We start from the raw sequence: 12,416 nt of genomic DNA on the forward strand, positions 1-12,416 counted from the left end.
TAAAATAGTTTTCGTTAACCTACGCGTCGTTTGTTAACTTAATTTAATAACAAAAAGCCGTAACAAGTGTTACGGCTTTCAATAGTTGTATGTTTAGCTAGATTGCTGTTTTTGATGCTCAAACGAGGCAGCAATAAAGCTTTCAAATAATGGGTGTCCATCACGCGGAGTTGAATTAAACTCAGGGTGGAACTGCCCAGCAATAAACCAAGGGTGATCAGGAATTTCAATCACCTCAACTAAAGTTTTATCCGTAGATAATCCCGAAAACACTAAACCCGCTTGGCTTAATTGTTCTCGGTAGTTATTATTTACCTCATAACGGTGACGGTGTCTTTCATAAATTGTTTCACTGTTATATACGTCACACACTTTGGTACCTTTCACAAGGTGACACAATTGAGAGCCTAAGCGCATAGTGCCGCCTAAATCTGATCCTTCATGACGGTACTCTACTTGGCCTTCTTCGTCTAACCATTCGCTGATTAAACCAACAACCGGGTAAGGTGTTTCTTCGTTAAACTCTGTACTGTGTGCACCCGTTAAGTCAGCAACATTACGGGCATAATCAATAAGAGCCACTTGCATACCCAAACAAATGCCTAAATAAGGTACTTTGTTTTCACGAGCATATTGGGCGGCAAGAATTTTACCTTCTACACCACGTTCGCCAAAACCACCAGGAACAAGAATCGCGTCAAGGTTAGCTAAAGCATCTGTACCTTTAGACTCTAAATTTTGCGAGTCAATGTATTGAATTTTTACTTTAACTTGCTTTTTAATACCTGCATGTTTTAACGCTTCGTTTATTGATTTATAAGCATCTGGTAATTCAATATATTTCCCTACCATACCAATAGTCACTTCGCCTGAAGGATTAGCTTCTTGATAAAGTACTTTTTCCCATTCGCTTAAGTCTGCTTCAGGTACATCTAAACCAAAACGTTTTACCACTAACTCATCAATGCCTTGAGATTTCAGTAATGCAGGGACTTTATAAATACTGTCGACATCTCGCATTGAAAGTACGGCTTTTTCTTCTACGTTAGTAAATAATGAAATTTTTCCGCGTTCAATCGCAGGTATAGTGCGTTCACTACGACAAACCAAAATATCAGGAAAAATACCAATTGAACGTAATTCTTTTACTGAATGTTGAGTTGGCTTAGTTTTAATTTCGCCCGCTGCAGCTATATATGGCACAAGAGTTAAGTGCATAAACATTGAACGTTCACGCCCTAATTCAACGGCTAATTGACGAATAGCTTCCAAGAATGGTTGTGATTCAATATCACCCACCGTGCCGCCAATTTCTACCATGGCAACATCGTATCCTTCTGCTCCTTCAATTACACGACGTTTGATGTCATTGGTAATATGTGGGATAACTTGAATTGTTGCGCCTAAAAACTCACCTTTGCGCTCTCTTGCCAAAATATCTTGATAAATACGACCAGTAGTGAAGTTATTTCGTTTGGTCATTTTGGTGCGAATAAAACGCTCGTAATGACCTAAATCGAGATCAGTTTCCGCACCGTCTTCGGTAACAAAAACCTCACCATGTTGAATAGGGCTCATTGTCCCAGGATCAACGTTAATGTATGGATCCAGTTTAAGCATAGTAACTTTTAAGCCACGTGCTTCTAAAATTGCTGCTAGAGATGCTGCTGCAATACCTTTACCAAGAGACGATACAACGCCACCAGTTACAAAAATATATCGAGTTGTCATGTGATACCAAAAGTCAGAATGAACGGGTTATATTCAAATAGCTGTCAACTATTACGATAGCTAAAAATGCAATAGATGAACGCCCCTTTCAGCTGAAAAATGGCAGAAAGAGCAATGTGTTTACTATTGAAAAACAAATTTAGCAGGACGGGAAAACATTATACTTAAATCCCATGCCAACGACAATATGTTCAATGAATCTATCGCTAAAAAATATTATGAAAACACGCTAAATTATTGAAGTAAAAATGCTAAGCTTAGTTTATCCAAAATTTTTACAGCTACCTCTTATGAATAATGCACGCCTTAACAATATTTTAGCAGCCATTGATGCGATTAATAATGAAGATCCTAATCAAATAGTTTTTGACGATATTGAGCAACCAAAAGAATATGTTTATGGTCATCAAATGACTAATATGCTTACTCAACATTGGCCACAAGCTTCTGAGTTATTACAAGTAGCGGTTAGAGCTCAGCACATCAAGCGTTGGCATTTAAAACGCTCAGAATTTGATTTAGGTAAAAAAGGTTACTTTAAATGGCGTATTGCCTTAGGAAAGTTTCATGCACAATTAACGCAAGAGTTAATGTTAACTCATGGATACTCTACTGAGGAGTCTTTACAAACTGCGGCAATTATTCGCAAAGAGCAACTCAAATCTAACAGCGATACGCAAACACTAGAAGATGTTGCCTGCCTGGTCTTTTTACAATTCTATTTTGATGATTTTGCTGAAAAACACAGTGAAGAAAAAATTATCCGTGTACTACAAAAAACTTGGGGAAAAATGTCAGTTCAAGGGCAAAACATTGCGTTAACTCTTACATTACCTGAGCATTTATCTACTTTAGTAGGAAAAGCACTCGCCTAATAACGACTATTCCTGTTGATCATTTCTATCTTCAACAGGTGTAATCTTGCTTGGCACCGTTAAAATAAACACGAAAGGGCCAGAAATAAGACCTGCAACTAATACTTGTAGATAAATATTGTCCAGCATATAAATAGACCAACACATGGATATAAACATGGTTGCTAAAGCGATAACCTTTGCTTTTAAGGAAATAACGCGATGAGTTTGCCAGTTAATAATGAGTGGGCCAAAGACTTTATTATTTAAAAGCTTTCGGTGTAATGCTGGTGACGATTTAGCAAAACAACTAGCAGCGACTAATACAAAAGGTGTTGTCGGCAATACAGGCAAAGCAACACCTAGTACTGCTAACCCTAAAAACAAATAGCCGACACATTTATATAGCATTGCTAAACCCTTAAGTTACTCTTGTTAAGGTATAAATTTATTTAAACTTTTCTGCCTGTTTAACTTGCTGCCAATAGTCTTCTAACTCAGCTAAACTGTGCTGTTCAAAACTAAGGCCAGAACGTTCAACACTTTGCTCAACACCAGCAAAGCGTTTAGAAAATTTTCGATTAGCTTGTCTGAGGATAGTTTCAGGATCTTGTTTTGCATGACGACATAAATTTACCACTGCAAACATTAAATCCCCCAATTCTTCTGCTAAAGCGTCAGGCTCTCCGTTTTTATAGTGATTAATTTCAGCCTTAACTTCGTCGACCTCTTCAGCGACTTTATCAAAGACATCATCAATTTCATGCCAATCAAAACCAACATGCGAACACCGCTTTTGAATTTTGGCAGCCTGAGTAAGTGCGGGTAAATTTTTCGGAATATCAGCCAAAACACTCAAAGACACATGACTGTCGCCTTGTTGTGCATCATTTTTTAATTGGCGTTCTTTTATTTTTTCATTTTCCCAATTCGCTTTTATTTCTTCATCTGACGTCAAGTTAGCCTCACCAAATACATGAGGGTGTCGGCGGATCAGTTTTTCACAAATCGCGGCCACAACTGAGTCGAAATCGAATAGCTTCTTTTCTTGCCCTAATTGACTATAAAAAATCACCTGAAAAAGCAAGTCACCGAGCTCTTTTTCAAGCTCGGTAAAATCTTCAGATTCAATTGCATCAGCAACCTCATATGCCTCTTCAATAGTGCATTTAACAATTGAAGCAAAGTCTTGCTTGATATCCCACGGGCAACCCGTTTTAGGATCCCTAAGTGCTGACATTATCCATTTAAGTTTATTTACTGAAGCTTGTTCGTTTAACATAGTCTCTCAACTTTTCGGTATGTTCATTTACTCTAAATAAAGCGCCGCAATGAGCACTACTTTATAACCGTCTAACTTCGCCTACATCTTCTAATTGCAACAGTTTGCTGATAAGTTTCGACAAAGCACTGCTGTTGGACAACTCTAAAGTAATCGACATAACCATTGTTTGCTTATCAGTATCAGAATGACTTTCCATCCCAATAATGCTCACTTTTTCGTTAGAAATAATCGTTGAAACATCTCTAAGTAGTCCTTGCCTGTCCATTGCAACTATTTGAACTTTCACTTGATAACTTTGTTGGCTTTTTAGGTTTTGTTGTCCCCATTGCACTTCAACTTCTCGCTCTGGCTGTTGATTTAACGCATTGGAAAGCTGTTCACAATCGAGTCGATGAACTGAAATACCACGACCTTGAGTAATAAATCCCATAATTTCGTCGCCTGGTACAGGGTGACAACATTTTGCGATATGTGTGAGTAAGTTGCCAACACCAGAAACCGTGATACCGTTATTATCAGAAGAAGTTGGTTGTGTTGATGGCTGTTTAATTAAACTTTGCGGATCAATATCCTCTACTGGCTTACACTTATCATCTTGTTGCTGCAAAAAGTTGGTAACTTGCTGTAAACGTGCATTGCCTGAGCCAATAGCAGCATATAAGTCATCAATAGTTTTTACGTTAAAACGTTCAACCGTACTACTAAGTTCGACCTGTTCTAATTTAAGTTTAGCCAACTCAACTTCAAGTAATTGCTTGCCCTGAGCAATATGTTTATCCCTGTCGAGAAGTTTAAAAAAGTGCTGAACTTTTGCACGCGCTCGCGCTGTATGTATATAGTTTAAGTTAGGGTTTAACCAATCTCTGCTAGGATTGGGTGTTTTGGTGGTTAATACCTCCACCTGATCGCCAGTGTGTAATTGATATGTAAAAGGCACTATTTTACCAAATACTTTAGCCCCTATGCAGCAATGACCAACATTAGAATGTATGTAATAGGCAAAGTCTAACGGTGTCGAACCCACGGGTAAATCGACGACATCACCGTTAGGGGTAAAAACGTAAATTCTGTCTTCAAAAACTTGACTGCGAAGTTCGTCTATTAACTCACCGCTATCACTTACATCCTCTTGCCATTGTAAAATTTTACGTAGCCAACTGACTTTTTCATCAAAGCCTGATTTTTTCTCACTACCTTTAGCGCCAGTACTACCTTCTTTATAACGCCAATGAGCAGCAACCCCCATTTCAGCATCGTCGTGCATTTGTTGAGTACGTATTTGTATTTCTACAGACTTCTGTTCAGGGCCAATAACAACCGTATGAATAGATTGATAACCATTAGGTTTAGGTGTCGCAATATAGTCGTCAAACTCATTATGTAAATGTTGCCAACTGGTATGTACTGCCCCTAAAGCACCATAACAATCTTGAAGTTGCTCAACAATTACCCGAACAGCTCGCACATCAAACAATTGCTCAAAATCGAGCGATTTTTGCTGCATTTTTTTCCAAATGCTATAGATATGCTTGGGTCTGCCATAAACCGTTCCACTGATATTAAGTTCAGATAATTGTTGCGACAACCCTTCAACAAAATCACTCATATAGCGTTCACGGTCTAGTCTAGTTTCATCAAGTTGTTTAGCTATTTTTTTATAAAGTGCGGGATGTAAATAGCGAAAAGAGATATCTTCGAGCTCCCACTTTAATTGTCCTATACCTAACCGATTGGCTAAAGGCGCATAAATATTAGCGCTTTCTTTTGCGGTTAAAACACGAGTTTCTTCATCACTATTCTTAACCAGTCGTAAATGGCATAGACGCTCAGCTAACTTAATCACTACAGCTCTAACATCATCAACCATTGCCAATAACATTTTACGAATATTATCAATTTGGTTAGCAGAAACATTATTCACAACATTTTGTTTAGATGGGTTGTGTTGTAAGGTTTTTATCGCTTCCATTTGCTCAACCCCTTGGCAAAGCAAGAAAACTTGTTTATTACAGTGCTCTTCAACAAAATCCATGGTAATACATTGATACTGCAGAAGCGGCGTTAAAAAGGCTGCACATAACGAATCGCGGTCAAGGTTTAATGGCGACAAGATTTCAACCATCTCTAGTGATTTAGCTTCACATTCAGCTTGGTTTTCAAACCTTTGTCCAACTTGCTCCCATAACAACTCAAGTGCTTGACACTTAGCAGTGGAAATATCTAAAGATTCTAACCACTGTTCAAAAGTTGTGGTAGACATTTGGTGCGACTTACGTACCGAAACCATTATCAATCCCTATTATTGTTTAACGTGAAAACAGTACCATAGTTTCGACATGTTTTGTTTGAGAAAACATATCGATTAGTGCTATTTTCTCAATTTTATAACCGTGACTAATCAATTGCTTAGCATCTCTTGCCAACGTCGACGGGTCACAACTTACGTAAAGTATTTGTTTAACCGGTAACTGAACTAATTGTTCAATAGCCTCTAAAGCTCCGGCACGTGCTGGATCGAGTAGCACTTTGTTAAACTTTTCTTGACTCCAAGTTTGCTTTGACCAGTCAGCATTTAAGTCGGCTTGATAAAATCGACAATTCGTTAATTGATTCGCTTGTGCATTAATAGTTGCGCGCTCAACCATATTTTGCACACCTTCAACACCAACAACTTGTTTAACTTTCTGTGCTAAAGACAAACTAAAGTTGCCCAAGCCACAAAATAAATCAAGGACAATATCCGTTGGTTTTAATGATAGCCAATTTAACGCTTGCTCAACCATACTTACATTAACGCGATGATTTATTTGTATAAAATCTGTTGTTTTAAATGATAGTTCTATATTGTTTGATAAAGCATATGTTAAGGGTTTTACTTTAGTTAACGGTTGTACTTGTTCGCCATCATCAATAAAAACCTGCCACCGATTTAACTGCTCTGCACTTTCCCAAAGCGATCTGTCTTTATCATTTAGATTTTTAAGCTGCCTAATAACCAAGTTTACCTGTTCAGTTACAATTATTTCAATGTGTCCAACCGAGCGACTTAAGCTTAACTGGTTAACAATATCTTTTAATAGTGTAAATATCGTGGAAATTTCCTCTACGAGTACGTGACACTTTTTAATTGCGGTAAGCTGATTGGTTGATTTTTGCCTAAAACCTAACACGGCTTTATTGTGTTTATCGTATTGCACACCAATTCGCGCTTTACGTCGATAATGCCAAGGTTCACTAACAATAGCACTTTGCCAAGGTAGTGGTTGCTTTACCTGGTTTCGCTGAAAAAGGTTGATGACTTTTTCTTGCTTAAACGCTAAATGCTCTGAAAAACTCCAATGCTGCAAATCACACCCACCGCATAAACGAAAGTGCTCGCAAAGTGGTTTAATTCTTTGTGGTGAAGATTGACTGATTTCAATAATTTTAGCTCGCGAATATTTACTTTTTTGCTCTACAATTTTCGCTTTTACCACTTCATTTGGCAGTGTTTGTTCAATAAATACTGGCTTTTTATTTAATCGAGCAACACCACAGCCATTTAAGTCGACTCTTTCAATTGTCATATCGAAAACTTGACCTAAGGTTTGTTTCTTTTTGCTTGCTTGAAAAAAATTCGCCATCTTTATGATTACCAATGATTATATGGATAGTTTTGTGAGGGTGTGACATGATATATTCAATTAAATTGGCTATATAAATCAACAAAGGTAATTTTAACCTTATTCATATGACTAGCAAACTAATTTCCAACTAATCTTTAACGAAGATTTTATTATGCTGGCTAATTTAAGGTTGACTCATTTTCGGTTGCTAAACAATGCATAAAATAAGCCTCAAAGATTGGGTTATATTACTCACTATAATACCAACGACGTTAATCAGTTTAACAGTCGCTGGCTATTTTTCTTATGGCCGTTATCTTGAACTAAACGAGTTTTTATCGATTCGATCTCAAAGTATTATTGAACCCATTGCGATTGCAAGTGTCGATCCTATTTTAAAGAAAGATCGTGAAAAACTGAGAAAGTTGATAGGTTTTGCCCATAGAAACCATGCAAACATAGTTAAAAGTATCACTGTTTTTACAACAGATAACCAAGTGTTAGTTACTAGTGCTTACCATGGTGATACTAGTATTATGCGCTTACAGCCTTCAGAAGCCATTCCTCAACATACGATGAGTCAAACCCTCGACGATTACTTCATCTTTAGAACTCCGATTATTAATGAAAACCTCATTGACGTTAATAACAACTTAGACAATGACCAAATAATAGTTGGCTATGTCGCAATGCAAATTGATAAAAATAAAATTAAATACAGCCAGCAAAGCCAATTAATTGTTGCTTTTACTATCGTGGTATTTGGTTCATTAATTAATGCTATATTTGCCATTAGACTCATTAAAAATGTTACTCGCCCTGTTAGCACTATGGTGCAAGCGGTTGATCGCATTAGGGAAGGAAAACTAGAAAGTCGAGTGAGTGGACAACTAATTGGTGAATTAAACTTTTTAAAAAACGGTATCAATGCTATGGCTCAATCGCTGGGCGATTATCGTGATGAAATGCAGCGAAGTATTGACCAAGCAACTATAGATTTAAGAGAAAGCTTAGAGCAGTTTGAAATTCAAAATGTTGAATTAGATATTTCAAAACGAAAAGCACAAGATGCTAACCGAGTAAAATCAGAATTTTTGGCAAACATGAGCCACGAGTTAAGAACACCGCTAAATGGTGTTATCGGCTTTACTCGTCAAGTACTGAAAACACCGTTATCTGAAACTCAGCGTGATTACTTACAAACGATTGAGCGCTCAGCTAATAATCTACTAGCAATAATTAATGATATTTTAGATTTTTCTAAATTAGATGCCGGCAAAATGGTCATCGAAAAAATACCTTTTACTTTAAGAGAGTCCATAGAAGAAACCTTAACCCTATTAGCCCCCAGCTCACAAAAACGTAATATTGAGTTTTCTTTACGAATCGCCCCTAATTTACCAGATTCGTTAATTGGTGATGCGATGCGAATTAAACAGGTACTGATAAACCTTGCTAATAACGCGATAAAATTCACTGAAAAAGGTTCAGTAACCATTGATGTAGAAGGTGAAGCAGTTGACTCTTACAGTGTTAGATTAAAAGTTACTGTCACCGACACGGGCATTGGCATGAATGCCGAGCAACAAAAGACTATTTTTGAAGCATTTGGTCAAGCAGATAAAAGTGTTACCCGTTTATATGGCGGCACAGGCCTTGGATTGGTAATTTCTCAACGTTTAGCTAACGAAATGCAAGGCGATATTGGTTTTACCTCTGAAGAAGGTAAAGGCTCAACATTTTGGTTTAATTTTCAGTGTGAAATCAACCCTATTCCCATTGATTCGCCATTAGATACCAAGGCACTTTTTGGTAAAAGTATTTTGTATTTTGAGCCATTAACGCACTCACGTATTGCGACCAGCGAAATTATGGAGTCTTGGCAAATGCAGGTAACTCCTGTGCATAGTTTGGAAAAATTAAGTAACGCCTTAACGCAAAATCAGACATTTGATTTTGCGTTAATCGGTCATGCAGTAACACCAACAGAAATTAACGATTTAAAAGAATTAATTAGTACTATATCCACTCACATTCCAGCTATCCATTTAGCAATCAATTCTAACTCACCGAGCCTTCAAGAGGCTTTATTAGCAAGTGGGGCATTAAGTTGTTTAAGTAAACCGATAACTCCTTCAAGACTTAGCCGCGTGTTACAACCACAACGAAATGAAATCCCCCAAAATACTCCGACACAATTAACGTCAAATGTGCCGATAAAAGTACTGGCTGTCGATGATAACGAAGCTAATTTAAAGCTGATAAAAGCCTTACTATTAGAGCAAGTTGCAGAAGTGACTACGGCAAGTAATGGTCAGCAAGCTGTAGATATCTGTAAGAACGAAATGTTTGCTTTAATTTTTATGGATATCCAAATGCCAATAATGGATGGAGTTACGGCATTAAAAACCATTAAAGCTAATACTTTTAATAATAGTACCCCTATTGTTGCGGTTACCGCCCATGCATTAAGTGGTGAAAAAGAGAAGTTATTACAAGAAGGCTTCAGTGGCTATATAACTAAGCCTATAGATGAAACCATGTTACGCCACAGTATTTATGAATATTGCGATTTAGAGCTTTTTATACCTAGCTCAAATAATATTAACAATAGCTTCCAAAATAAGACATTGCCAACAAGGAATATTGATTTAACACAGACAAACATTGAACAAGCACAAAAAGCTGAACTTCAGGCTAGCTCAATGAAAGCTACTGATATGCAGTCTCATATCATTCAAGCCAATAATATCATTGACTGGCCACTCGCATTAAAACGTACGGGTAATAAGGTGGAGTTAGCTAAAGATATGCTAGAAGGGTTAGTTAAAAGCTTGCCTGAAACAAAACAATACATTTCAGATGCGCTTACTAGTCAAGATATTGACCAAGTAAAAACCTTGATTCATAAATTGAACGGTGCCTGCTGTTATACAGGAGTCCCCAGTTTAGGAAAGATTACCCATCATATAGAGACACAGTTAAAACTTGACAATTCACTCGATGATTTAGAGCCTGAATTTTTTGAATTCTTCGAACATTTAGATAATGTTATGGCGCAAGCACCAAAATTTTTAAGTATGGTAAATTAAGTTTATAGCCAATATTATTCTCTAATAATAATATTGGGTGAGGTATTGATGTCTCCTTCTTCAGAGATGACCGCAATACCATCATTACATACTAATACAGCAACACTTTGGCCTTTTTCTTGACGGATAAATTTCAACTCATAACCAAACTTTCCTAGGCTACTCGCTGAAAATTTTTGGGCTAAAGAAAGCTTAGACCACCAAACAGACTGCTCTGGTGGCTCGGCTCTTCTTTCAACTAACGGGTTGTTAGTACGCTCAGTTGCCGTCATAGCTCCATCCTAGAAAAATTACATAACTATAGTTAGTATAGGACATTTCCCAAAATAAGCATAAAAACGGCTAATTTTTAATCTAACACTCAATAACTCTGCGCTTGGTATGGTTTTTAAGGTTACAAGCCTCTTGCTTCTCTCATGAGGTTTTTCATATCTCTAACAGCTTTATCTAAGCCATCTATTGCAGCCCTAGCAATAATTGCATGACCAATATTTAGCTCGATGATCTCTTCAATTGCAGCAATAGGTTTAACATTAAAGTAATTTAATCCGTGGCCAGCATTCACTTTTAATCCTAAGCCATGTGCGTATTTAATACCTTCAATAAGACGTTGAAGCTCTACTTCTTGAGCTTCCTCGGTAGTTGCATCAGCATAGGTGCCAGTATGAATTTCAATATAAGTGGCTTTACTCTTTAATGCCGCATCAATTTGCGCTTTATCTGCATCAATGAACAAGCTTGTTTGTGTACCAACTGCGGCAAGTTTTTCAACTGCATCAGTAATTTTAGCTAGCTGTCCTGCGACATCTAAACCACCTTCAGTAGTCAGCTCTTCTCGTTTTTCAGGTACTAAGCAACAAAATACTGGCTTAACATCACATGCTATAGCTAACATTTCATCGGTGACCGCCATTTCAAAGTTCATGCGCGTGTGTAGTGTTTCTTTTAAGACATAAATATCGCGGTCTTGAATATGGCGTCTATCTTCTCTGAGGTGAACAGTTATACCATCAGCACCTGCATGCTCGGCAACTGAAGCTGCATAAACAGGATCAGGGTAATTAGTACCGCGTGCTTGACGTAAAGTTGCAATATGATCTACATTTACGCCCAATAAAATATCTTTCATAACTGTTTATCCATTAATAATGTTAATTTTTCTTTTTAAACAGTTTTCTACTGTTTAAGGGTTTACCACCAAGCAAGCCATTAAAAACATGTCTCATTAACAATTTATGACTGCGTAAAACGTTAATATCACTTAATTCTTGTTGACTAATAGCTTGTAAATGATTGGCGTTGAATAGTGGAAGGTTAATCTTTTCAGTACAAGGAATAAAGCCCTCTTCTGGAATATAATAGAAGTTTTTAACTTCATGCTCGAATACAGGAGAGAAGTCAAAAGAAAATCCCAACTCCTCTAATAAATCTAATTCAAACTTTCTTAAAATTGGTTCAATTGGTAGTTGTTTTGATAACAAGGATAAGCTTAATTGATAATGATGAAATAAACTTGGACAGGCAATTAACTCACCGAGTAACTTAACAATTAACTCATTTAAATAAAAGCCAGAATACAGGCAATCACCTTTAAGTAAATATGACTTTTCAGCCACCTCAACACGGCTAAGATTTTTAAGGCTATTATTACCTTTTAATACGACATTAAGTGGACAAAAGGGCTGAAGGAGCCCTTTTTTATTTGATTTGTTCGTTTTCCCTGAGTAGACAATAGCTGATACTTTACCGTCGTGCTCAGTTAATAATTCGACAATGAGCTGATGTTCACGAAAAGGACGGCTGTGTAAGACAAAAGCTAATTGCTCAATAGGTTCCATATTAAAGCTTA

The 12,416-nt window shown here is 37.1% G+C and carries 10 protein-coding genes; 2 read left to right on the forward strand and 8 right to left on the reverse strand.

What is annotated here, in order from left to right; all coding sequences use genetic code 11:
* Positions 1-93 precede the first annotated feature (93 nt).
* Positions 94-1,731: a CTP synthase gene (pyrG, locus tag AC27G3_RS04605; protein ID WP_487119233.1), complete on the reverse strand. Its 1,638-nt coding sequence runs from the start codon at positions 1,729-1,731 to the stop codon at positions 94-96.
* Between the two features lie 290 nt (positions 1,732-2,021).
* Between pyrG and AC27G3_RS04610 the strand changes: the two genes are divergently transcribed.
* On the forward strand, positions 2,022-2,606 hold the full coding sequence (locus tag AC27G3_RS04610) for a DUF4202 domain-containing protein (RefSeq protein ID WP_487119235.1): 585 nt from the start codon (positions 2,022-2,024) through the stop codon (positions 2,604-2,606).
* Positions 2,607-2,612: 6 nt separating this feature from the next.
* On the opposite strand, the gene AC27G3_RS04615 is transcribed toward AC27G3_RS04610, so the two are convergent.
* From AC27G3_RS04615 to rlmD, 4 genes are all read right to left on the reverse strand, one after another.
* Positions 2,613-2,996, reverse strand: coding sequence for a YbaN family protein (locus AC27G3_RS04615; RefSeq protein ID WP_487119237.1), 384 nt, complete (start codon positions 2,994-2,996; stop codon positions 2,613-2,615).
* Between the two features lie 37 nt (positions 2,997-3,033).
* Entirely contained in the window at positions 3,034-3,867 is an 834-nt protein-coding gene (gene mazG / locus AC27G3_RS04620) for a nucleoside triphosphate pyrophosphohydrolase (protein ID WP_487119238.1), read from the reverse strand.
* 61 nt (positions 3,868-3,928) lie between these two features.
* Complete coding sequence (relA, locus tag AC27G3_RS04625) at positions 3,929-6,157, reverse strand: GTP diphosphokinase (protein WP_487119240.1); 2,229 nt, start codon at positions 6,155-6,157, stop codon at positions 3,929-3,931.
* Between the two features lie 19 nt (positions 6,158-6,176).
* Positions 6,177-7,493 carry a 23S rRNA (uracil(1939)-C(5))-methyltransferase RlmD gene (rlmD, locus tag AC27G3_RS04630; protein WP_487119242.1) on the reverse strand — a complete coding sequence of 439 codons (1,317 nt, stop codon included), beginning with the start codon at positions 7,491-7,493 and terminating at the stop codon, positions 6,177-6,179.
* 197 nt (positions 7,494-7,690) lie between these two features.
* Between rlmD and barA the strand changes: the two genes are divergently transcribed.
* A complete protein-coding gene (barA, locus tag AC27G3_RS04635; protein WP_487119243.1) occupies positions 7,691-10,567 on the forward strand; it encodes a two-component sensor histidine kinase BarA in 2,877 nt (958 codons plus the stop codon).
* A 14-nt stretch (positions 10,568-10,581) separates the two neighbouring features.
* Here barA and AC27G3_RS04640 read toward each other — a convergent pair whose 3' ends face one another.
* The 3 genes from AC27G3_RS04640 to recO all read right to left on the reverse strand — a co-directional run bounded on the left by AC27G3_RS04640 (position 10,582) and on the right by recO (position 12,405).
* Positions 10,582-10,839, reverse strand: a complete 258-nt coding sequence (locus AC27G3_RS04640; protein ID WP_487119244.1) for a hypothetical protein — start codon at positions 10,837-10,839, stop codon at positions 10,582-10,584.
* Positions 10,840-10,961: 122 nt separating this feature from the next.
* The gene (gene pdxJ / locus AC27G3_RS04645; protein ID WP_487119245.1) at positions 10,962-11,696 is read right to left on the reverse strand and encodes a pyridoxine 5'-phosphate synthase; all 735 of its coding nucleotides are present in this window, start codon (positions 11,694-11,696) and stop codon (positions 10,962-10,964) included.
* Positions 11,697-11,718: 22 nt separating this feature from the next.
* Entirely contained in the window at positions 11,719-12,405 is a 687-nt protein-coding gene (gene recO / locus AC27G3_RS04650; protein ID WP_487119246.1) for a DNA repair protein RecO, read from the reverse strand.
* Positions 12,406-12,416 lie beyond the last annotated feature (11 nt).

This window comes from Colwellia sp. SU-HH01217, from assembly GCF_057543495.1.

Bases quoted from the DNA above. Each gene is read 5' to 3' on its own strand.
- pyrG (WP_487119233.1), bottom strand. From the start codon at position 1,731: ATGACAACTCGATATATTTTTGTAACTGGTGGCGTTGTATCGTCTCTT.
- AC27G3_RS04610 (WP_487119235.1), top strand. From the start codon at position 2,022: ATGAATAATGCACGCCTTAACAATATTTTAGCAGCCATTGATGCGATT.
- AC27G3_RS04615 (WP_487119237.1), bottom strand. From the start codon at position 2,996: ATGCTATATAAATGTGTCGGCTATTTGTTTTTAGGGTTAGCAGTACTA.
- mazG (WP_487119238.1), bottom strand. From the start codon at position 3,867: ATGTTAAACGAACAAGCTTCAGTAAATAAACTTAAATGGATAATGTCA.
- relA (WP_487119240.1), bottom strand. From the start codon at position 6,157: ATGGTTTCGGTACGTAAGTCGCACCAAATGTCTACCACAACTTTTGAA.
- rlmD (WP_487119242.1), bottom strand. From the start codon at position 7,493: ATGGCGAATTTTTTTCAAGCAAGCAAAAAGAAACAAACCTTAGGTCAA.
- barA (WP_487119243.1), top strand. From the start codon at position 7,691: ATGCATAAAATAAGCCTCAAAGATTGGGTTATATTACTCACTATAATA.
- AC27G3_RS04640 (WP_487119244.1), bottom strand. From the start codon at position 10,839: ATGACGGCAACTGAGCGTACTAACAACCCGTTAGTTGAAAGAAGAGCC.
- pdxJ (WP_487119245.1), bottom strand. From the start codon at position 11,696: ATGAAAGATATTTTATTGGGCGTAAATGTAGATCATATTGCAACTTTA.
- recO (WP_487119246.1), bottom strand. From the start codon at position 12,405: ATGGAACCTATTGAGCAATTAGCTTTTGTCTTACACAGCCGTCCTTTT.